Below are 21,568 nucleotides of genomic sequence, written 5' to 3'. Positions count from 1 at the left end.
CCCCGGACGCTGCTAGCGTGCGCCGGGGTCGATGCGTGAATGACGCATTCCTGACTGAACGATCACACAGGCCGCGCCAGGGACGGTGGAATGGGTTCCCGCAGTACGAATCTGCGTACCAAGGTCGTTGCTCTCCTCGTCTCGCTCGTCGCGCTGTGGGGCTTCACGGCCTGGGTCACCGTCCGAGACGGGATCAATCTGCTCGGTGTGCAGGCGCTGGACAGCAAGGTTTTCGATCCCACCGAGCCTCTGCTGTTGCAGTTGCAGATGGAGCGTCGGACGTCGGTGGTCTACCTCGGCCGACCGGATGACGCGCAGCGCGCCACGCTGGCGCAGATACGGCAGCGCACCGACGAGCTGGCCGCGAGGTTCACGAAGTCCACCGAGAACTGGCAGGTCAGCACGCTGGGCAGTGACACGCTCGACCAGCGGATCAAGGATCTCACGACAGGGCTGAACGAGCTGAGCAGGACCCGTTCGGCGGTCGACGACCGGAGCATCGACCGGGCCGGGGCCGCCGCGACCTTCACCGGAGTGATCGAGTCGATCTACCGGGTGTACGACGCGCTCGGCAACCTCGACGACGAGCAGGTCGCGGAGGACACCGCCGCGCTGATCGGCCTCAACCGGTCCCGTGAGCTGCTGTCCCAGGAGGACGCGCTGCTGGCTGGCGTGCTGGCCGCCGGGCGGATCACCCCGGCCGAGCGGGCGGAGTTCACCCGGTTCGTCGGCGCCCGACAGTTCGTCGCCACCTCGGCACTGCTCCGACTCCCCGCCGCCGACCAGCGTCGCTACCAAGCGATGTCGACCGGTGCCACCTTTGGCCGACTGACCGCCCTTGAGACCCAGCTCATGCAGGGCTCCGGTGCCGGCCGGCCGCCGGTCACCGCGACGGAGTGGAGCGACACCACCGCCCCGGCGCTGACCGAGATCACCGCGGTCGTGCTGGCCGGCGGCGACGACGTGGTCGACCGGGCGACCCCGGTCGCCATCGGCGTCGTCGTCCGACTCGCGCTGGCCACCGGCCTCGGCCTGCTCGCCGTCATCGCCTCGATCATCGTGTCCATCACCACCGCCCGAGCCCTGGTGCGGCAACTGGAACGGATGCGTGATGCGGCCTTCCGCCTGGCCAACGAGCGGCTGCCCAGTGTGGTCGAGCGGCTCGGTCGCGGTGAGGAGGTCGACGTGGCCACCGAGGCGCCACCCCTCGACTTCGGCAACGACGAGATCGGCCAGGTCGGCAAGGCGTTCAACGCCGTCCAGGAAACCGCCCTGCGGACGGCCGTGGAGCAGGCCGACCTGCGGCGCAACGTCCGCGAGGTCTTCCTCAGCCTGGCCCGCCGCACCCAGGCCCTCGTGCACCGCCAACTCACCCTGCTGGATGCGATGGAGCGCCGTGAACACGACGCGGAGGAGCTGGAGGACCTGTTCCGGGTCGACCACCTGGCCACCCGGATGCGGCGCAACGCGGAGAACCTGATCGTCCTCTCCGGCTCCACCCCCGGTCGGGCCTGGCGGCGCAACGTCCCGATGGTCGACGTGGTGCGCGGCGCCGTGGCCGAGGTGGAGGACTACACCCGCGTCAACGTGCTGCCGCTCGGTCAGGTCTCCCTCGCCGGCCGCGCGGTCGGCGACGTGATCCACCTGCTCGCCGAGCTCATCGAGAACGGCCTGTCCTTCTCCCCGCCGCACACCACGGTCGAGGTACGCGGGCAGTCGGTGGCCAACGGGTTCGCCATCGAGATCGAGGACCGGGGCCTCGGTATGAGCGAGGAGGACCTGGCCGCGGCGAACCACCGGATCGTCGACCAGTCCGAGCTGAACCTCGCCAACGCCGCCCGCCTCGGCCTCTACGTGGTGAGCCGGCTGACCGAGCGGCACGGCGTGCGGGTGCGGTTGAAGGAGTCGGCGTACGGCGGCACCACCGCGGTCGTGCTGATCCCGCTCGACCTGGTCACCGAGGATGGTCCCGGCCCGGAGGACTCCGGCGCGATACGAACCGGCTCGGCCACCCCGACGCCGTCGGTGGGTTCCGGCGACACCGGCCGTTCGACCGCCCTCGCACCGGTCGCGCTGGCCGCCACGACAGCCACCGCTTCGGACGTACCGGAAACGGTTGTCCCGGCAGCGCCCACGCCGGACGGTGCCGACCCGACGACGCCGGCCGACGAGGCCGACACCGCCCTGCCCACCCGGCAGCGGACGACGCCGGCCAGCGGCGCGCCGGAGCTGCCCACCCGGGCCCGGCGTGGCCCGAGCCAGCCGGCGCTGGAAGCCCCCACGGTGCCCACCGGCCTGCCCGCGGTCGACCGCACCCGAGGTGCGGACCGGGTCGACGCGCCGATCGCGGCCGATGACGGCCCCACGGTCGCGAGCGCCGACAGTGGCCCGAGGCCCGGCCAGGCCGAGGCGGCGCACACCGACTCGGGTCTGCCCGTCCGGGTTCGGCAGGCGAACATCGTTCCCGAGCTACGGGACGACCCTGCCGAGTCGGAGAGTGACGACGAGGATGTGGTGCGTCCACCGGAGCAGGTGCGCCGGATGATGAGCTCCTACCAGACCGGCACCCGCCGCGGCCGAACCGACGCGGCACGGCTGCTCGGCGGTGCGTCCGGCGCCTCGCCGGCGGCGACGCCCGAGCCGAGCGACGAGGACCCCCAAGCCCCCTGACCGACCGTCGGAGTGCGGGATCCCCGCATGGCGTGACGGTCAGCCCTAGACGAACACGGCGCAACAGCCGGGCGAGAAGAGGACGACGAAGTGGCGCAGAAGACGGCTTCGAGTGCCGACCTGACGTGGTTGCTGGATGATCTGGTGGGCCGGGTGAAGCAGGCCGAGCATGCGGTCGCGCTCTCCAGCGACGGGCTGTTGATGGCCGCCTCCCAGGGTCTGAGCCGGGACGACGGCGAGCACCTGGCGGCGATGGCGGCCGGCATCCAGAGCCTGGCCCGAGGTGCGGGGAAGCGCTTCGGTGGCGGGCAGGTGCAGCAGACCATCATCGAGATGCAGTCGTCGTTCCTGTTCGTCACCGCGGCCGGACGCAACGCCTGCCTGGCAGTCCTGGCCAGCGAGGACGCCGATGTGGGCCTGATCGCCTACGAGATGGCGATGCTGGTCACCCGCGTCGGCAAGTACGTCGCGTCTCCGTCCCGTGCAACTGAGCAGTCGGTCGACGAGAGGTAGCGGCGATGACGGTGCAGGGGGAGTCCGCAGACCATCAGTGGGTGGATGACCACGCGGGTCCGGTCGTGCGCCCGTACGCGGTGACGCGCGGGCGGGCCCGCCCGGTCACCGGCACCTTCGACCTGATCTCCCTGGTCACCGCGACCCAAGCCGAGGTCACGCCGGAGATCGGTCTCGGTCCGGAGCACGTGGCGATCGTCGGACTGTGCCAGCGCATACAGTCCGTCGCCGAGATCGCCGCCCATCTCGACCTGCCGGTGGGCACCATCCGGGTGCTCCTCGGTGATCTGGCGGCCCGCAGCCTGGTGCGGGTCCGCGAGCCGCAGACCACGGCCGGTCTTCCCGACAACAGCATCTTCGAGGCGGTAATCAATGGACTACGGGCACTCTGACCGGCCGGCGGGAGCGACGCCTCTGCCCACCGCGATCAAGATCCTGGTCGCCGGCGGCTTCGGCGTGGGCAAGACGACCATGGTCGGTGCGGTCAGCGAGACCCGGCCCCTGCGCACCGAGGAGGTGCTGACCGAGTCCGGCGTCGGCATCGACGACCTGTCCGGTGTGGAGGGCAAGTCCACTACCACAGTGGCCATGGACTTCGGCCGGATCACCATCAGCGACGACCTGGTGCTGTACCTGTTCGGCACGCCCGGCCAGGACCGGTTCTGGTTCGTCTGGGACGAGTTGGCGTTGGGCGCCATCGGTGCGGTGGTGCTGGCCGACACCCGTCGGCTCGCCGACTGCTTCCCGTCGATCGACTACTTCGAGGGCCGGGGCACCCCGTTCGTGGTCGCGGTGAACTGCTTCGCCGACGCCCGGCGGTACCGGCTCGACGAGGTGCAGGCCGCGCTGAACCTGGACCCGGGGGTGCCGGTGCTGCTCTGCGACGCCCGGCAGCGCGAGTCCAGCAAGGAGGTGCTCGTCACGCTGATGGAGCACGCCATGAAGACCCGCGAGGCCCGTCGCCGCGCCGCCAGCGGAGACTGACCGAAGTTTTTCGGGGGAGGGTGTCCGGAACGCCGTCGGACGATCGTCATGCTGGCGACACCCCGAGAGACCAGGGAGCGACCAGATGAAGTACATGATGTTCGTGTGCAGTGACAGCGAGCCGGACACCGACCCCACCGAACTACCCGACATCCACAAGTGGGTGGCGGAGAACGACTCTCGTGGCCGCCGCCTGACCGGCGACGCGCTGGCGCCGACCAGCGCGGCCACCACCGTCCGGGTGCGCGACGGTGAGCTGCTCGTCTCCGAGGGGCCGTTCGCGGAGACCGCCGAGGTGATCGTGGGCTTCGACCTGATCGAGTGCGCTGACCTGGACGAGGCGATCGAGGTGGCCCGCACCCACCCGATGGCCCGCGAGGGGCGACTGGAACTGCGACCGTTCGCGGACCTGCCCGACTGACGGGTGCCCATGTCGCAGCGCCGGGCGATGCGCCCGGAGGCACCGGCCGGCGCGGCGGCGGAAGCCGTCGCGGCGGCCGGCGTCGAGGCGTACCCCCGGATCGTCGCGACCCTGATCAGGGTGACCGGGGACTGGGCGTTGGCCGAGGACTGCGCCCAGGAGGCCCTGGCCGTCGCGCTGGAGCGTTGGCCCGTCGACGGCGTGCCGGCCAACCCGGGCGGCTGGCTCATGACAGTGGCCCGCAACCGGGCGCTCGACGTGCTGCGCCGGGCCACAGTGGAGCGCCGCAAGCTGCACGACCTGGCGTTGCTCACGCCGTCCGACGCGCAGCCCGAGCCCGAGGTGAGGGAGGACGTGGTGGACGACCGGCTACGGCTTATCTTCACCTGCTGCCATCCGGCGCTCGCGCTCGAGGCCCGGGTGGCGTTGACGCTGCGCACCGTCTGTGGCGTGCCGACCGCCGCCATCGCCCGGCTGCTGCTGGTCAGCGAGTCGACGATGACCCGGCGGCTGACCCGGGCCCGGACCCGCATCGCGCAGGCCGGCATCCCCTACCGGGTGCCGCACGGGCCGGCGTTGACCGAGCGGCTGCCCGGCGTCCTCGCGGTGCTGTACCTGCTGTTCACCCGGGGCTACGTCGCCGACGGCGAGCCGGCCTTCGCCGACGAGGCGGTGCGGCTGGCCCGGCTGCTCGACCGGTTGATGCCGTCGCAGTCGGAGGTGGCCGCGCTGCTGGCGCTGCTGCTGTTCCAGCACTCCCGCCGGGACGCCCGCCGCGACGTCGCCGGCAACCTGCTCACCCTGGAACGACAGGATCGCGCGCGGTGGGACCGTGCGGCCATCGCCGAGGGCGTGGAAGCCCTCCATCGGGTACGCCACGACGGGCCGTACGCGTGGCAGGCCCGGATCGCCGCCTGCCACGCCACCTCGGCCTCGGCCGATGACACCGACTGGCCGACGATCGCGCGGGCCTACGACGCGTTGGCCGACCTCCGTCCCTCCCCGGTGATCGCGCTCAACCGCGCTGTCGCGCACGGGTACGCGTACGGGCCGGCCGTCGGGTTGGTGCTGCTCGACGCGGCGCGTGCCGGGGGAGGGCTGGACGGCTATCCGCTCGCCGTGGCGGTGCAGGCCGACCTGGTGGCCCGGCAGGGCGACCGACGTCGCGCCGCCGGACTGTTCCGGCAGGCCGCGGCGATGGTGGGCTCGACCGCCGAGCGCCGTGCGCTGCTCGAGCGTGCCGACGACCTCGCCGACAGCTAGCGGAGCGGCCGCACGCCACCAGGACCGGTACGTCGGTCATCCGGACCGGCACCGCCTTGCCGATCATGGAGTTGTGGTGGGCAACAAAGCACCCCATGGACTGCCAAACCAGGCACCACAACTCCATGATCGACGGGCCCGGTCTGTCCTCGCTCCGCGATCTTCTCGCGCGACACACGCTCGACCGTGGGGAGGGTTCAGCCGCGCTTGGCCAACTCGAGGAATCGGGACCAGGCCGCCGGGTCGAAGGCGAGCGCCGGACCGGCCGGGTCCTTGGAGTCGCGTACGCCGATGACGCCCGGGAGGTTGTCGGCCACCTCGACGCAGTCACCGCCGTTGTTGCCACTCTTGCTGCTCTTGCGCCACCGAGCGCCGGTCAGGTCCATGAGGCTGCCGCTTCCCTGATGAGATTGAGGGACTGCGCCCGCGACAGGGCTCCGTCACGAATGCGTTCCCACCGTCGATCGAGCGTAGCAACGTCGGCAACCTTGTCGATGAGCTGCGCCTGCGCCTGGCTGTCGACGTGGGCGACCCGCGCGCCGTCCGGCATCTCGGCGATGGTGAACGGCCCGCCGAGGCCCGGATACATGCCCACGTCGGCGGGCACGATGAAGAGCGACACGTTCGGCAGGGCGGCCTGCTCGGCCAGCCGCTCGCACTGCTCCCGCATCATGGCCCGGTCGCCGTCGACGGTGCGCCGGAGGATTGCCTCGTCGAGGACCGCGACGAGTAGCGGCGGGCGTTCCCGCCGCAGGACGGCCTGTCGACTCAGTCGCGCCTCGGCGAGATCGTCGGCCTCGGCCGGTGTCAGCGCCTCACCGACCAGCGTTGCCAAGGCGTACGCCTTGGTCTGCAGAAGCCCCGGAATCCACGCGAGCTGGAACGATCGCAGCGACAGCGCCTCGCGCTCGATCTCTGCCCAGGGGCGGAACCAGGCGGGCGTCCGGCGCTTCAGCGCGTCGGGCCACAACTCGTCAACGTTCCGGCCGAGCAACTCGGCAACCCGCGCACGATGGCGCGTCTGAGGAATACGTCCCGTGCTCGCCCACTTCGCTGCCGTCTTCGGATCGACACCGATCTGAGCAGCGAGACTCTCAGCTGTGTGGCCCCTCTCGACCATCGCCGCCTGTACGGCTCGATTCATCCCCGGACCCCTCAGAACGTTCCAGACGTTGGAGGGTAATAGTTATACGCGGTGTGATCGATTGGCAACCCTCGGCAGGGTGCTGTGTAGACAGCATCGAGGAGGGAGCACACGATGCCCGACGACAAGCCCTGCAACGACCCCCATCGGCCAGGCACTCGACCGGCCCGGCCAGCCTCGCCCCGTGCGATCAGCGCCGGACCGACCGGGCCACGGCACCCTCCGTACCGTGGCCCGGGTCGCCCGGCGAACGCCGTACCCGAATCGCGTTGGCGGTCCCGGTGCGGCCCGCCGGTCGCGCACACCGCCCACGGCCCACTCTGGACATGCGACGCCTGCGGTCAGGACTGGCCCTGCCCGGCGTTGCGAGCGACCCCGACGGACGCCGCCCGCCGGGCCACGCTGATCCCCGAGTTCACCCGGATCACCCGCCGGGCGATCCGCGACCTGCGCGGCCAGCCGGGCGGCCCCGACCCGGTCGCCATCGTCCGCCGTTTCCTCTGGTTCCTGCCGCTGACCGACGAGGAGGCCCGCGCTGTCGCGCTACGGCTGCGCTGAGCGTCCACGCGGTGAGCGCCGGCCGACGACCCCATCCGCTGGCGGATGGAAGTCACGCCACCAGGATCGGTACGTCGTACTTCTGGATGCGGTCGTCCCTGGTGACAAGGGTCAGCCCTTCATGCCGGGCCTGCGCGACAAGCATCCGGTCGAAGGGATCCCGGTGGATCAGCGGCAGTCGACCTGCCGCGATGGCGTGATCGTGGCGGATCGGGAGTTCCCGCAGTTCGGCATCACGGATCCGTTCGGTCAGATCGGCCGGGCCGGGCAGCTTGCCGAGCGACTGTTTGATCGCGACCTCCCACAGCGTGACCGGGCTCAGGTACACGTCGGGTTCGGTGTCGATGCGGTCCTTGATGTCCGTGGCGAGGACCGGGTCGTCGGTCAGCCACCAGAGCACCACGTGCGTGTCGAGCAAGAGCCTCATCCGGGCAGCCCGAAGTCGCGGGTGATCTCGTCGTTGATCTCGTCGGAATCCCAGTCACCGGTCAGATCCAGCGCACCGCGCAGAGACCCGCGACCGGTGCGTGTGGTACGACGAAGAGGAATGACCTTGGCGACCGGGTTGCCAGCCCGGCTGATCACGATTTCCTCGCCGTGCTCGACCCGTTCGATGATGCGTGACAGGTTCGTCTTCGCATCGTGGATGTTGAACTGCGCCGCAGCTTCACCGGCCACCGTGACACCTCCGTAGCTAAGAGGTTAGCCCGTGGCGGGGCGCGGCACGAGGAACGACCCGGGAACGACGCAGGCACCCTCCCGCCTGTCGCCTAGCCCGTCGAAGCGACTGGCGACCGATATGGTGGCCGCGTGGCGTTGCCGTTCGTCGTTACCCTGCGCGGTTACGACATGCGTCAGGTCGAGAGTCTCTTCGCCGAGGTTGATGGGGCTCTGGCCGCTGACAGCGCTGTGTTGCGGGCCGGCGCGCGGGACGCGCTTTGGACGACCACCCTGCGGCGGCGGATACGGGGTTACGCCCCCCGGGACGTGGATGCGGCGATAGCCCAGCGGCTGGCTGCGCTCGCGCTCCCGGGCACCTGGAGCGAACCGGCGCGACCAGTTGCCACCACACCGTTGCCGTTCGTGGTAACTCTGCGCGGTTATGACATGCGTCAGGTCGAGAGTCTCTTCGCCGAGGTCGATGGGGCTCTGGCCGCCGACAGCGCTGTGTCACGGGCTGCCGCGCGAGACGTGCTGCGGACGGCCAGTCTGCGGCGGCGGTTACGTGGCTACGAGGTCCAGCAGGTGGATGCGGCGATAGACGAGCGGCTCCAGGCTCTCTGACCGCGAGCCTTCCTCGGCGTGCACGGCGAAGGCCGCTCCCGCCGAAGCGGAAGCGGCCCTCGACCAGTCGTACGCGATCAGTTGGCGATCATGCGGCGCAGCACGAACTGCAGGATGCCGCCGTGCCGGTAGTAGTCCGCCTCACCGGGAGTGTCGATCCGCACCACGGCGTCGAACTCCACGCCGGTGTCGGTGCTGACCTGCACGGTGCGCGGGGTCTCGCCGTCGTTGAGCGCGGTCACCCCGGTGATGGTGAACGTCTCGGTGCCGGTGAGGCCGAGCGACTCGGCGGTGACGTCCACCGGGAACTGCAGCGGCAGCACACCCATGCCGATCAGGTTGGAGCGGTGGATCCGCTCGTACGACTCGGCGATGACCGCCCGGACGCCCAGCAGCATCGTGCCCTTGGCCGCCCAGTCCCGCGACGAGCCCGAGCCGTACTCCTTGCCGGCCAGCACGACCAGCGGGATGTCGGCCTCCTGGTAGGCCACCGAGGCGTCGTAGATCGAGGTCTGCTCGCCGGTGAGGTGGTTGACGGTGAAGCCGCCCTCCACCCCGGGCACCAGCTGGTTGCGCAGCCGGATGTTGGCGAAGGTGCCCCGGATCATCACCTCGTGGTTGCCCCGGCGGGAGCCGTACGAGTTGAACTCGTGGCGGGGCACCCCGTGCTCGGCGAGGTACGTGCCGGCCGGGGAGTCGGCCTTGATGGCGCCGGCCGGCGAGATGTGGTCGGTGGTCACCGAGTCACCCAGCTTGGCCAGCACCCGGGCACCGGCGATGTCGACGACCGGGCTCGGCTCCTGCTGCATGCCCTCGAAGTACGGGGGCTTGCGCACGTAGGTGGAGTCGTTCTCCCAGGCGAAGGTGTCGCCGGTCGGGGTGGGCAGCGACTGCCACCGCTCGTCGCCGGCGAAGACGTCGGCGTACGCGGCGCTGAACCCGGTCGCGCCGATCGCCTGCGCGATGACGTCCTGGATCTCGGCGCTGCTCGGCCAGATCTCGCGCAGGTAGACCGGGTTGCCCTCGGTGTCCTCGCCGATCGGCTCGTTGGCCAGGTCGATGTCCATCGTGCCGGCCAGGGCGTAGGCGACCACCAGCGGCGGGGACGCCAGGTAGTTCATCTTGACGTCCGGGTTGATCCGGCCTTCGAAGTTGCGGTTGCCGGAGAGCACCGAGACGACCGACAGGTCGTGCTCGTTGACCGCGGCGGACACCTCCTCGGGCAGCGGGCCCGAGTTGCCGATGCAGGTGGTGCAGCCGTAGCCGACCAGGTTGAAGCCGAGCTTGTCCAGGTACGGCGTGAGACCGGCCCGCTCGTAGTAGTCCATGACGACCTTCGAGCCGGGCGCCAGGGTGGTCTTCACCCAGGGCTTGCGGCTCAGTCCCTTGTCGACGGCGTTCCGGGCCAGCAGCGCCGCACCGATCATCACCTGCGGGTTCGAGGTGTTGGTGCAGGAGGTGATCGCGGCGATCACCACGGCGCCGTGGTCCAGCTCGTACTCGACACCGTCGGCGCCGGTGACCCGGACCGGGTTGGTGGCCCGGCCACCCGCTCCGGCGGCGGCCGTCTCCAGGTCGCGCGGCTCGTCGGCCGGGTCGCTGAACTCGTTGGCCGGCGGGTCGCTGGCCGGGAAGGACTCGGCGCTGGCCTCGTCGGCCGGGCCGTTGGCGCCGCGGGGCAGCTCCTCACGCGCCACGCTCGGCTTGAGGTCACGCTCACCGGCGGAGTCGTCGGCGACGTAGTCGGTCAACGCGGAGCGGAACAGCGTCTTCGCGCTGCCCAGCGGCACCCGGTCCTGCGGGCGCTTCGGGCCGGCGAGCGACGGCTCGATGGTGCTGAGGTCCAGCTCCAGGCGCTCCGAGTACTCCGGCTCGGCCGCCGGGTCGTGCCAGAGGCCCTGCTCCTTGGCGTACGCCTCGACGAGCGCGACCTGCGCGGCGTCGCGGCCGGTCAGCTCCAGGTAGCGGATCGTCTCCGCGTCGATCGGGAAGATCGCCACGGTGGAGCCGTACTCCGGGGACATGTTGCCGATGGTGGCCCGGTTGGCCAGCGGCACGGCGCTGACGCCGGGGCCGTAGAACTCGACGAACTTGCCGACCACACCGTGCTTGCGCAGCATCTCGGTGATGGTCAGCACCAGGTCGGTGGCGGTGGTGCCGGCCGGCATCTCGCCGGAGAGCTTGAAGCCCACCACGCGGGGGATCAGCATGCTGACCGGCTGGCCGAGCATCGCGGCCTCGGCCTCGATGCCGCCGACGCCCCAGCCCAGCACGCCGAGGCCGTTGACCATCGTGGTGTGCGAGTCGGTGCCGACGACGGTGTCCGGGTACGCCTGCCCGTTGCGTTCCATGATGGTGCGGGCCAGGTACTCGATGTTGACCTGGTGCACGATGCCGGTACCCGGCGGGACGACCTTGAACTCGTTGAACGCGGTCTGACCCCAGCGCAGGAACTGGTAGCGCTCCTTGTTGCGCTCGTACTCCAGCTCGACGTTGCGGGCGAACGCGTCCTCGCGGCCGAACAGATCGGCGATGACCGAGTGGTCGATGACCAGCTCGGCCGGGGCGAGGGGGTTGACCTTGGTGGCGTCGCCGCCCAGGTCGCGTACGGCCTCGCGCATGGTGGCCAGGTCCACCACGCAGGGCACGCCGGTGAAGTCCTGCATCAGGACCCGCGCCGGGGTGAACTGGATCTCCACGCTCGGGGCGGCGGTGGAGTCCCACTCGCCGAGCTGGCGGATGTGGTCGGCGGTGATGTTCGCGCCGTCCTCGGTCCGCAGCAGGTTCTCCAGCAGGATCTTCAGGCTGTACGGCAGCCGAGCGTGGCCGTCCACCTTGTCGATCTTGAAAATCTCGTAGCTCGCGTCTCCGACGCGTAGCTGGGTCTTCGCACCGAAGGTGTCGAGGCTCGCCACGTCGTACTCCTTCACACCAGCGACCGTGAGTAGTCCTGAGCAGTCTGTCGCACCGGTCGGGGTGCCGCCGAGGTTAGGTGACACTTACCGCCGATTCCGCGCTCAACAAAACCGTACGTCCGTCTTGCTAGTTGCGCAACCCGGCCCGTCCGCCGCCGCCCACCACCATCCCTAGCCTCCTAGGACGGGTACGGGGCGTGCGTGGGGCCTCGATGTCCCCTGCCGCGGTGACGCCGGCCAGACAAGCCGCCCGGGTAGGGTTCGAGGCCGGCCGAAGAAGGGGTCAACAGTGTTCGATGTCCAGCACTGGCTCGTGGCGTTGCCGCCGATCGCCGTTTACCTGCTGGTCGGCGGGGTGATCGGCGTGGAGAGCATGGGCGTCCCACTGCCGGGCGAGATCGTCCTGGTCAGCTCCGCCCTGCTCGCCGCCACCGGAGTGGTGGAACCCGAGTGGGTGGCCACCGCCGCCGCCACCGGCGCGATACTGGGCGACTCCATCGGGTAAGCGGTCGGCCGCCGGGGTGGGCGTCCACTGCTCGCCCGACTGGGCCGGCGCTTCCCCCGCCATCTCGGCCCCGCCCAACTCGCCCGCGCCGAGCAGAGCTTCGCCCGGTACGGCGTCTGGGCCGTGTTCTTCGGTAGGTTCGTGGCACTCCTGCGGATCCTGGCCGGGCCGCTCGCCGGAGCGCTGCACGTCCCGTACCGCCGCTTCCTGCTGGCGAACGCGGCCGGCGGGCTGGTCTGGGCGTTCGGCACCACGTACCTGCTGTTCACGGTGGGCCGGGCGGCCGAGCATTGGCTCAAGGACATCTCCTGGGCCGGGTTGGCCCTCGCGGTGGTGGCCGGCCTCGCCAGCACGTGGTGGCTACGCCGACGAGCCCACCGGATCGAGGCCGTCGAGCCGACGCCCGACCCCGAGATGGTCCGCGCGGACACCTGATCCTCCCGTCCGGCCTGTCCCGGCCGGGACAGGCCGGCCCGGGCGGGCCGGCAACCAAGATCGTGCTCGAACAAGGAAGTAGGGGTCTCATCGGGGAACGAGGCCACTACAACAATGTTCGAGCGCGATCATAGGTGGGCGGCACCGGGCAACTGTCCACCCGGGAGCGTCGTGGCGGATGGTCAGGCGGGATCGGTCGGCTTCGCGGTGTCGCCGGCCTGGGCGTGCCGCTCCAGCAGCCGCTGCCGGATCTCCTCCGGGGTGTACGCGCGCCGGCGCCGCTCTGCCCGCGCGATGACCACACCGGAGGCTGCGACGCCGGCGAGGCCGGCCAACCCGAGAACCTTCCACCACCGCATTCGTTGCGCCATCGGCCTAGGCTAGACCCTCATGAGCATCAGCCTGGATGAGGCCGTCGAGTTGACCCGCACCGGCGACGTGTGGGTGTTCCGGGGTCGCAGCGTGCCGGACCGGGCGATCCAGTTCACCACCAACAGCCCGGTCAACCACGTTGGCATGGCGGTGGTGCTGGACGACATGCCGCCGTTGATGTGGCATGCGGAGTTGGGCAGGTCGTTGCCGGATCTGTGGTCGGGCACCCACCAGCGGGGCGTCCAGTTGCACGACCTGCGGGACGCGGTGTGCGTCTGGGCCAACAGGTACGGGCAGCGGGCCTGGCTGCGGCAGCTCGATCCGCCGGCCGACGGTGAGATGGAGCGGGCGGTGCTGCGGACCATCGCCCGGTTGGACGGCACCCCGTTCCCGTCCACCGCTCAGTTGGCGTGGCGGTGGGTGCGTGGTCGGGTGCCGGCGCTGCCGCGCCCCGGCCGGCTGTCCGCCCTGGCGCGCCCGATCAGGCTGCCCGCGCTGCCGCGCCCCGGCTGGCCGGCGCTGGCACCGCGGCCGATCCCCACCAGCTCCCCCGACGCGAACGGCACCGCGGACTCCACCAGGCCCGCGAGCCCGGCCGGATCGGCGGGGGAGCGGGACCGGGCGCTGGAGACGGCGTACTGCGCCGAGGTGGTGGCGGTGACCTACGAGGCGATGGGGTTGCTGCCGGCGGGCCGGCGTCCTAACTGGTACGACCCGGGGCGGTTCTGGAGCGGGGACGACCTGGGTCTGGCCGCCGATGCCCGGCTGGGCTCGGAGATCGAGGTACGGGTGCCGCCGCGTTGAGGTTTGACCTGGGTGGTGACCGGCAATTGCTGTGGCCGTGAACGCCTCCACGGATCTCGACACGCTGGCCGACTTCTTCGACCGGTACGGCGTGGCGCTGACCTGCGGTGACCTGCCGGCCATCGCGGGCTGTTACGCGCTCCCGGGTTTGGTGGTGGCCGACACGTACAGCTTCTCGTTCACGTCACCGGCGGCGGTGGCGTTGTCCTTCGTGGGTGCCGCACCGGACTACCAGGACCGTGAGTTGATCGCGGCGCACGCCCGGATCGAGGATGTGCAGCCGGTGTCCGCGCTGTTGACGATGGTCGCGGTGAAGTGGGAGTTCCTGGACAGCCAGGGGCAGGTGGTGCCGGGGGAGCGGTATCGTTACCTGCTGCGGATGTCGGACGAGGGGCCGGTCATCTGTACCGTCGTCCGGACGGGCTGATCGAGCGGGACCGTCCGCCAGGTCGGGCCGTTTTCCGTGGTGCGTCGGCTGGTCGGCTCGATCGGTACCCGCCCGATTTCCGAGCGGGACCGTGCTGGCTACGCTGTCGCGTCGGTGGGGACGAGGGGAGACCTGATGGCGGTGCGGCCGGATGGTGCGGCAGGGGCGCGGGCGGCTCGAATGTTGGCATCGGTGCCGTGGATCGTGGTGCTGCTCGGTGTGTGCGCGCTGGTGGTGCTGCTGGTGGTCGCTCTGTTGTCGTTCCGGACGAGGGAGCGGGAGTCCGTACCGCAAGGGGCCCCTCCGGTGTACCTGCCGACGGTGCCGGCTGCCGCGTCCGCGACGGGTGGGCCGACTCCGGCCGGCGTGGAGCGGCGTTCGGTGTCGCCTCGGCCGTCGCGCAGCAGTCGGGCGCCGTCGCCACGGGCCACCGTGACCGGCTCTCCGACGCCGGCGCGGACGGGCGCTCCACTGGTGTCGACGCCGTCGGCGGTTGCCACGGTCACCGCCCGCTACCAGGTCGGCACGAACGGCTGGGACGGTGACGCGGCGGTGTTGTCGATCGCCAACGAGACGAGCCGGTCGGTGGACTGGTCGGTGGAGTTGACGTTCGACGACGACCTCTGGGCGTTGCGCCTCAGCGACGATTCGGGGATCTCGATGCGCGGGCGCGGGAACGGCGAGTTCGTGTTGCGGGGGACGCGTTCGCTGGAGCCGGGTGCGTCGCGGACGGTGCGGTTGCGCGTCGGGTGGGGGGAGTCGGCGGAACGGCCGCTTCGCTGCACCATCAACGGGGTCGACTGTCGGCTTGGCTGAGCGGGAGTGGGGCGGTGTCGGCGCTTTCCGGGCCGGCCGCTGATCGCTACGCTGCCCGGACGATCCGCTGAGGGAGGTTCATGTCCGCCATGCGTCGCGCCCGGCGACTGTCGCCCGGTCCGGCCGCGATCGTGTCGTCGCCCTGGGTCGTGGTGGGTGCAGGTGTCGTCGTGATGGTGGTCCTGCTCTTCATGGTCCTGGGCACGTACCGAGGGCGTAGTCCGGCACCGGACGGGGCGTCGGCACCGCCGGCGTTGCCGTTGCCGTCGGCGGAGGCGCCGCCGAGTCGATCCACGCCGGTGGCGTCGCCGGCGCCGGTGTTGCCGGGGTTGTCCGGGCGCGCCAGCGGGTTGCCGCCGAGTGCCGTGGCCGGTTCGCGGTCGCCGTCGGTCGCCCCGCCGGTCAGCCCGACCGGTGGGCCGGTGGCGTCGCGGTCGCCGAGCCGTGCTCCGCAGGGGCAGCCGGCGGTCACCGGGCGGTACCGGGTGGTGCAGAGTTTCGACGGCGGTTTCATCGGCGAGGTGTCGATGGTCAACGCGTCGGCCCAGGGCCGTGGTTGGACGGTGCGGTTGGAGTTCTCCGGTGGGCGGCTCGTGACCGCCTGGGTGGAGGGCGTTCCACAGGGAACGATCCGGCAGTCCGGCAGCGGTTTCACGTACGTCAGTGGGGTGGACGTGCGTCCCGGCGGGTCGGTGTCGTTGCGGTTCCACATGGAGCGGGCGTCCAGTACGCCGAGGGTGTGCACGGTGGACGAGGTGCGCTGCGGCGGCTTCTGACGGCGCTTCCGCAAAGACATGCTCTGTTGCGACCATGTTTGCAAGTCATTGCAGAATGTTTCGGCGAGGGTTAGCGTGCGGCCATCCGCGACCAGAGGAAGGCGTCGATGAAACCCTCGCCGATACCGCGCACCACCCTGGCCCTCGTCTCCCTGCTCACCCTGACGCTCGTCGGCACGTCGGTGGCCGTGCCGCCAACTGCCGCTGCCGCCCCTCGCCCGTCCGGTACTGCCCCGGTCACCGTCGGCGGCGCTGCCCAGTGGAGCAACGAACCCACCGCCGAGGCGCTGCTGAAGGCCGGCGGCGACGTCGCGCGGGCCGAACAGTTCTACTTCGTCCTGCCGGACCGGTTCGCCAACGGTGATCCCCGCAACGACTCCGGTGGCCTCGCCGGTGACCGGCTGCGGACCGGGCTCGACCCGACCGACAAGGGCTTCTACCACGGCGGTGACCTCAAGGGTGTCATCGACAAGTTGGCCTACATCCAAGGGTTGGGCACCACCGCCATCTGGCTCGCCCCGATCTTCAAGAACCGGCCGGTGCAGGTTTCCGGCAGCGACATCTCCGCCGGTTACCACGGTTACTGGATCACCGACTTCACCGAGGTGGACCCGCACTTCGGCACCAAGGAGGACATGAAGCGGCTGGTGAAGCTCGCCCACCAGCGCGGCATCAAGGTCTACCTCGACGTGATCGTCAATCACACCGCCGACGTCATCAAGTACGCCGAGGGCTCCTACGCGTACGTGGACAAGGCGGCCTCGCCGTACACCGACGCGCAGGGGCGGGCGTTCGAGGACCGTAACTACGCCGACGGCACCCGGGCGTTCCCGCCGGTCGACAAGGAGTCGTTCCCGTACACCCCGAAGTTCCTGGATCCGACGGACGCGACCGTCAAGGTCCCGGCCTGGCTGAACGACGTCACGATGTACCACAACCGGGGTGACTCCACCTTCGCGGGCGAGAACAGCGAGTACGGCGACTTCTTCGGTCTCGACGACCTGTGGACCGAGCGGCCCGAGGTGGTCCAGGGGATGACCAAGGCGTACGGCGACTGGATCGGCGCCACCGGCGTCGACGGGTTCCGGTTGGACACCGTGAAGCACGTCAACATGGACTTCTGGCCGCAGTTCAGCCAGGGCATCGAGCGGGCCGCCGAGAAGGCCGGCAAGAAGGACTTCTTCATGTTCGGCGAGGTGTACAGCGCCGACCCGGAGATCAGCTCCAGCTACGTCCGGCAGGGTGGTCTGCCGGCGACTCTCGACTTCGCCTTCCAGGAGGCCGCGCGCGGTTACACCGCCGGTGCGGGTTCGGCGAAGTCCCTCGCCGACGTGTACGCCCGTGACGACCTCTACGCCGCCCGGGACACCGACGCGGGTCGACTGCCCACCTTCCTCGGCAACCACGACATGGGCCGGATCGGGTCGTTCGTGGCCGGTGGTGGCACCGACCCGGCCAGTCACCTGCGCCGTGACCAACTCGCGCATCAGTTGATGTTCCTGACCCGGGGCCAGCCGGTGATCTACTCCGGTGACGAGCAGGGCTTCACCGGGCCCGGCGGGGACAAGGACGCCCGGCAGGACATGTTCGCCTCGAAGGTGCCCGACTATCTCGACGACGACCTGCTCGGCACCGACCGCACCCATGCCAGCGACCAGTTCGACACCGGTCACCCGCTGTACCGGACCATCGCCGAGCTGGGTCGGTTGCGCCAGGCGCACCCGGCGCTGCGCGACGGTGTGCAGGTCACCCGGTACGCCGCCGACGGCCCGGGTGTCTTCGCCGCCTCCCGGATCGCCCCCGCCGAACGGACCGAGTACGTGGTGGCGGTGAACAACGCCGACACCGCGCAGACTGTCACCGTGGACACCTGGTCGGCCGGCGCCACCTTCACCGGCATCTACGGCGACACCGGGCGCGCCACGGCGAACGCCGACGGCCGGCTGACCCTCACCGTGCCGGCTCTGTCGGCGGTGGTGCACCGGGCCGGCACGCCCGTCGCGCGCCCGACCGCCGCGCCGCGCATCACCATCACCACTCCGGCCCCGGACGCGCTGGTCGCCACCCGGGCCGCGGTCACCGCCCAGGTGACCGGTGACCCGCTCGCCACCGTCACCGTCGCCGCCCGGATCGCGGGCGGCCGGTGGACGTTGCTGGGCAGCGCCGACCACGCGCCGTACACGGTGCAGCACGACCTGACCGGCCTGGCCGGCGGCACGCGGGTCGAGTACAAGGCGGTGGTCCGCGACGGTCGGGGTCGCACCGCCACCGCCCGGTCCACGGCCATCGTGGGCACCCCGGAGCAGGGCAAGTCCCGGGAGTGGGCGGTGGTGCACTACCAGCGCCCGGCCGGCGGTTACGACGACTGGGGGTTGTACGCCTGGGGGGACATCGACCCGGCGTACGTCACCGAGTGGCCCAAGGGGCAGCCGTTCGCCGGGGAGGACTCCTACGGCCGGTTCGCCTGGGTGAAGCTGAAGCCGGGCGCGAAGTCCGTGGGTTTCGTGGTGGTCGACAAGAACGGTGGCAAGGACGTCGCCCAGGACCGCAGCATCGACGTCACCGCTACCGGGGAGGTCTGGCTCAAGCAGGGTGACCCGGTGGTCTACCCGAGTCGGCAGGCGGCCACCGGTGAACCGGACCCGCCGGTCGAAGAGAACACCGCGATGATCCACTACCGGCGGGCCGACGGCAACTACGACGGCTGGGGCCTGCATGTGTGGGACGGCGCGGCCAACCCGACCGAGTGGGCCGCGCCGCTGAAGCCCAGCAGGACTGACGCGTTCGGGGCGGTGTTCCGGGTGCCGCTGGCGGCCGGCGCGACCGGACTGAACTACATCATCCACCAGGGCGACACCAAGGACCTGCCCGACGACCAGCGGCTCGACTTCGGAAGCGTCGGCCGTGAGGTGTGGCTGCTCGCCGCCACGCCGGGCCGGTTGCTGCCGTCGACGGCGACCAGCGCCAGCGGGGACACCGACATCACCCGACAGAAGGCGCACTGGATCGACAGGTCCACCGTGGCGTGGCAGACACCCCCGACCGACGGCAAGACGTACGCGCTGGTCGTCGCCCCGGAGGGCGGGGTCGGTGTGGCCGACGGGGAGCTGACCGGGGCGTACACCACGTTGCCGTTGCGGGCGCAACGCAACGGGCTCACCGAGGCCCAACGCGAGCGGTTCCCGCACCTGTGGTCGTACCGTAGCTTCGCGCTGGACCGGGGCGACCTGGCCGCGGTCCCGGCGGCGCTGCGCGGGCAGGTGCTGGTCACCGAACGCGACGCGTCGGGCGCTCTGCTCGCGGCGACCGGTGTGCAGCTCCCCGGCGTGCTCGACGACGTGTACTCCCGCGCCACCGACGCCACCCTCGGGCCGACGTTCGCCGGTCGGACGCCGAGCCTCGCGGTGTGGGCGCCGACCGCCCGGACGGTGACGTTGCAGCTGTTCGACTCGCCGACCGCCACACCGAAGGCCGTGTCGATGCGCCGTGACGACCGCACCGGCGTCTGGTCGGCGCGCGGCGACCGCAGCTGGACCGGGAAGTACTACCGCTACCAGGTGCGGGCGTGGCAGCCGGCGGCACAGAAGATGGTCACCGCGTCGGTGACCGATCCGTACTCGGTGGCCCTCGCCGCGGACTCCACGCACAGCCTGCTGGTCGACCTGGACGACGCGGCGCTGGCCCCCGCGGGCTGGCGGACGCTGCGCAAACCGGCGCCGGTGCCCCCGGCGAAGGCGCAGATCTCCGAACTGTCGGTGCGGGACTTCTCCATCGCCGACGAGACCGTGCCGGCGCAGCGGCGGGGGACGTACCTCGCCTTCACCGACCCGAAGACCGCCGGGATGACCCACCTGACGGCGCTCGGCGACGCCGGCGTCACCCACCTGCACCTGCTGCCGGCGTTCGACTTCGCGACGATCCCGGAGAAACGGGCCGATCAGCGTCAGCCGGCCTGCGACCTGGCGGCGCTCCCGCCGGACTCCGCGGAGCAGCAGAAGTGCGTGGCGGCGGTCGCCGACACCGACGGCTACAACTGGGGGTACGACCCGCTGCACTACACGGTGCCCGAGGGCGGCTACGCCGTCGACCCGGCCGGCGCGGCGCGGACCACCGAGTTCCGGCGGATGGTCGCCGGGGTGAACGACGCCGGGCTGCGGGTGGTCATGGACGTGGTCTACAACCACACGTCGGCGGCCGGCACCGACGCCAGGTCGGTGCTCGACCAGGTGGTGCCCGGCTACTACCACCGGCTGTTGGACGACGGCTCGGTGGCCAACTCCACCTGCTGCGCCAACACCGCCCCCGAGCACGCCATGATGGGCAAACTTGTCGTCGACTCGCTGGTCACCTGGGCCCGGCAGTACAAGGTGGACGGTTTCCGGTTCGACCTGATGGGTCACCACCCCAAGGCGAACATCCTGGCCGTACGCCGAGCCCTGGACCGACTGACCGTCGCCCGTGACGGTGTCGACGGCAAGGCGATCATGCTCTACGGCGAGGGCTGGAACTTCGGCGAGGTGGCGGGCGATGCCCGTTTCGTCCAGGCCACCCAGGCCAACATGGCCGGCACCGGAGTCGGCACCTTCAACGACCGGCTGCGCGACGCGGTGCGCGGCGGCGGACCGTTCGACAGCAACCCCGGGGCGCAGGGCTTCGCGTCCGGCCTCTACACCGACCCGAACGGCGACGAGGTCAACGGGTCGCCGGCCGAGCAGAAGGCGCGCCTGCTGCGCGCCCACGACCTGATCAAGGTGGGGCTGGTCGGCAACCTGCGCGGGTACCGCTTCACCGACACCACCGGACGGCAGGTCACCGGGGACCAGGTGGACTACAACGGCTCCCCGGCCGGCTACACCTCCGCGCCGGGGGAGGCCGTCACCTACGTCGACGCCCACGACAACGAGATCCTGTACGACGCGCTGGCGTACAAACTGCCGCAGGCCACCTCGCCGACCGACCGTTCCCGGATGCAGGTGTTGGCGCTCGGCACTGTGGTGCTGGGCCAGGGCACCGGGTTCGTCACCGCCGGCACCGAACGGCTGCGGTCGAAGTCGTTGGACCGCAACTCGTACAACTCCGGTGACTGGTTCAACCAGATCCGGTGGGGCTGCGAACGGGGCAACGGGTTCGGCGTCGGCCTGCCGCCCGCGCCTGACAACGAGGACAAGTGGCCGTACGCGAAGCCGCTGCTGGCGGACCCGACGCTGGTGCCCGACTGCGCGGCGATCAACACCACCGACGCCCGGTACGCCGAGCTGCTGCGTATCCGGGCGTCGTCGCCGGTGTTCGGGCTGGACACCGCCGAGCAGGTGCAGCGGCGGGTGGCGTTCCCGCTGTCCGGGGAGCAGGAGACGCCGGGCGTGCTGACCATGACGCTGGACGCCCGCGGGCTGGGCGGGCGGTGGACGTCGGTGACCGTCGTCTTCAACGCCACCCCGAAGACGGCCACGCAGACGCTGACCGGGCTGCGCGGGGCGGACGTCGCACTGCACCCGGTGCTGGTCGACTCGGCCGACCCGGTGCTGCGTACCGCCTCGTTCGACCGGGCCGCCGGGACGTTCACCGTGCCGGCACGCAGTGTGGCGGTGTTCGTCCAGAGGTAGTGACGTGAACCGGCCCCCTTCCGCGTGGTGCGGAAGGGGGCCGGTCCGTTGTGCTGGTGTTGCGCTGCCACCTCTGAT

At 70.9% G+C, this 21,568-nt stretch carries 20 protein-coding genes and 1 pseudogene; 15 read left to right on the top strand and 6 right to left on the bottom strand.

What is annotated here, in order from left to right:
- The first annotated feature begins 90 nt into the window (after positions 1 to 90).
- The 6 genes from O7614_RS23460 to O7614_RS23435 all read left to right on the top strand — a co-directional run bounded on the left by O7614_RS23460 (position 91) and on the right by O7614_RS23435 (position 5,851).
- Positions 91 to 2,670 (top strand): nitrate- and nitrite sensing domain-containing protein, encoded by a 2,580-nt coding sequence (locus O7614_RS23460; RefSeq protein WP_278140628.1) that lies wholly within the window; start codon positions 91 to 93, stop codon positions 2,668 to 2,670.
- Between the two features lie 90 nt (positions 2,671 to 2,760).
- Positions 2,761 to 3,183 carry a roadblock/LC7 domain-containing protein gene (locus O7614_RS23455; protein ID WP_278140627.1) on the top strand — a complete coding sequence of 141 codons (423 nt, stop codon included), beginning with the start codon at positions 2,761 to 2,763 and terminating at the stop codon, positions 3,181 to 3,183.
- Between the two features lie 5 nt (positions 3,184 to 3,188).
- Positions 3,189 to 3,575 (top strand): DUF742 domain-containing protein, encoded by a 387-nt coding sequence (locus O7614_RS23450; protein WP_145779890.1) that lies wholly within the window; start codon positions 3,189 to 3,191, stop codon positions 3,573 to 3,575.
- Entirely contained in the window at positions 3,556 to 4,167 is a 612-nt protein-coding gene (locus O7614_RS23445) for an ATP/GTP-binding protein (RefSeq protein ID WP_278140626.1), read from the top strand. Before O7614_RS23450 ends, O7614_RS23445 begins: the two co-directional genes overlap by 20 nt.
- Before the next feature lie 85 nt (positions 4,168 to 4,252).
- Complete coding sequence (locus O7614_RS23440; RefSeq protein ID WP_278140625.1) at positions 4,253 to 4,588, top strand: YciI family protein; 336 nt, start codon at positions 4,253 to 4,255, stop codon at positions 4,586 to 4,588.
- 9 nt (positions 4,589 to 4,597) lie between these two features.
- Positions 4,598 to 5,851: a sigma-70 family RNA polymerase sigma factor gene (locus O7614_RS23435; RefSeq protein ID WP_278140624.1), complete on the top strand. Its 1,254-nt coding sequence runs from the start codon at positions 4,598 to 4,600 to the stop codon at positions 5,849 to 5,851.
- 197 nt (positions 5,852 to 6,048) lie between these two features.
- Here O7614_RS23435 and O7614_RS23430 read toward each other — a convergent pair whose 3' ends face one another.
- The gene (locus O7614_RS23430; protein WP_278140623.1) at positions 6,049 to 6,237 is read right to left on the bottom strand and encodes a DUF397 domain-containing protein; all 189 of its coding nucleotides are present in this window, start codon (positions 6,235 to 6,237) and stop codon (positions 6,049 to 6,051) included.
- A complete protein-coding gene (locus O7614_RS23425; RefSeq protein WP_278140622.1) occupies positions 6,228 to 6,995 on the bottom strand; it encodes a DUF5753 domain-containing protein in 768 nt (255 codons plus the stop codon). The genes O7614_RS23430 and O7614_RS23425 overlap by 10 nt, the downstream gene beginning before the upstream one ends.
- A gap of 363 nt (positions 6,996 to 7,358) precedes the next feature.
- On the opposite strand from O7614_RS23425, the gene O7614_RS23420 reads away from it, so the two are divergent.
- The gene (locus O7614_RS23420) at positions 7,359 to 7,553 is read left to right on the top strand and encodes a hypothetical protein (RefSeq protein ID WP_278140621.1); all 195 of its coding nucleotides are present in this window, start codon (positions 7,359 to 7,361) and stop codon (positions 7,551 to 7,553) included.
- 52 nt (positions 7,554 to 7,605) lie between these two features.
- Here the strand turns inward: O7614_RS23420 and O7614_RS23415 are convergent, their stop codons facing one another.
- Together O7614_RS23415 and O7614_RS23410 are read right to left on the bottom strand one after the other, a co-directional pair.
- The gene (locus tag O7614_RS23415) at positions 7,606 to 7,980 is read right to left on the bottom strand and encodes a type II toxin-antitoxin system VapC family toxin (protein WP_278140620.1); all 375 of its coding nucleotides are present in this window, start codon (positions 7,978 to 7,980) and stop codon (positions 7,606 to 7,608) included.
- Positions 7,977 to 8,231 carry a type II toxin-antitoxin system prevent-host-death family antitoxin gene (locus O7614_RS23410; RefSeq protein ID WP_278140619.1) on the bottom strand — a complete coding sequence of 85 codons (255 nt, stop codon included), beginning with the start codon at positions 8,229 to 8,231 and terminating at the stop codon, positions 7,977 to 7,979. Before O7614_RS23410 ends, O7614_RS23415 begins: the two co-directional genes overlap by 4 nt.
- Positions 8,232 to 8,363: 132 nt before the next feature.
- On the opposite strand from O7614_RS23410, the gene O7614_RS23405 reads away from it, so the two are divergent.
- The gene (locus tag O7614_RS23405) at positions 8,364 to 8,837 is read left to right on the top strand and encodes a hypothetical protein (protein WP_278140618.1); all 474 of its coding nucleotides are present in this window, start codon (positions 8,364 to 8,366) and stop codon (positions 8,835 to 8,837) included.
- A gap of 77 nt (positions 8,838 to 8,914) precedes the next feature.
- On the opposite strand, the gene O7614_RS23400 is transcribed toward O7614_RS23405, so the two are convergent.
- The gene (locus O7614_RS23400) at positions 8,915 to 11,767 is read right to left on the bottom strand and encodes an aconitate hydratase (RefSeq protein WP_278140617.1); all 2,853 of its coding nucleotides are present in this window, start codon (positions 11,765 to 11,767) and stop codon (positions 8,915 to 8,917) included.
- A gap of 274 nt (positions 11,768 to 12,041) precedes the next feature.
- Between O7614_RS23400 and O7614_RS23395 the strand changes: the two genes are divergently transcribed.
- Complete coding sequence (locus O7614_RS23395; protein WP_278140616.1) at positions 12,042 to 12,257, top strand: hypothetical protein; 216 nt, start codon at positions 12,042 to 12,044, stop codon at positions 12,255 to 12,257.
- A gap of 15 nt (positions 12,258 to 12,272) precedes the next feature.
- A pseudogene (locus O7614_RS23390) lies at positions 12,273 to 12,692 on the top strand (DedA family protein); the annotation flags it as partial.
- Positions 12,693 to 12,874: 182 nt separating this feature from the next.
- Here the strand turns inward: O7614_RS23390 and O7614_RS23385 are convergent.
- Positions 12,875 to 13,063 carry a hypothetical protein gene (locus O7614_RS23385; RefSeq protein ID WP_278142458.1) on the bottom strand — a complete coding sequence of 63 codons (189 nt, stop codon included), beginning with the start codon at positions 13,061 to 13,063 and terminating at the stop codon, positions 12,875 to 12,877.
- A 19-nt stretch (positions 13,064 to 13,082) separates the two neighbouring features.
- Between O7614_RS23385 and O7614_RS23380 the strand changes: the two genes are divergently transcribed.
- From O7614_RS23380 to pulA, 5 genes are all read left to right on the top strand, one after another.
- Positions 13,083 to 13,868 carry a hypothetical protein gene (locus tag O7614_RS23380; protein ID WP_278140615.1) on the top strand — a complete coding sequence of 262 codons (786 nt, stop codon included), beginning with the start codon at positions 13,083 to 13,085 and terminating at the stop codon, positions 13,866 to 13,868.
- 37 nt (positions 13,869 to 13,905) lie between these two features.
- The gene (locus O7614_RS23375) at positions 13,906 to 14,295 is read left to right on the top strand and encodes a hypothetical protein (protein ID WP_278140614.1); all 390 of its coding nucleotides are present in this window, start codon (positions 13,906 to 13,908) and stop codon (positions 14,293 to 14,295) included.
- Positions 14,296 to 14,430: 135 nt separating this feature from the next.
- A complete protein-coding gene (locus tag O7614_RS23370) occupies positions 14,431 to 15,111 on the top strand; it encodes a hypothetical protein (RefSeq protein ID WP_278140613.1) in 681 nt (226 codons plus the stop codon).
- Positions 15,112 to 15,191: 80 nt separating this feature from the next.
- On the top strand, positions 15,192 to 15,887 hold the full coding sequence (locus tag O7614_RS32260) for a cellulose binding domain-containing protein (protein WP_347404371.1): 696 nt from the start codon (positions 15,192 to 15,194) through the stop codon (positions 15,885 to 15,887).
- A 107-nt stretch (positions 15,888 to 15,994) separates the two neighbouring features.
- Entirely contained in the window at positions 15,995 to 21,490 is a 5,496-nt protein-coding gene (gene pulA / locus O7614_RS23355; RefSeq protein WP_278140611.1) for a pullulanase-type alpha-1,6-glucosidase, read from the top strand.
- Positions 21,491 to 21,568 lie beyond the last annotated feature (78 nt).

The sequence above is a fragment of the Micromonospora sp. WMMD961 genome, assembly GCF_029626145.1.
Taxonomy (GTDB): Bacteria; Actinomycetota; Actinomycetes; order Mycobacteriales; family Micromonosporaceae; genus Micromonospora.
The sequence above is the reverse complement of the archived record's forward strand: the minus strand, read 5'-3'. Positions and strand labels throughout refer to the sequence as shown.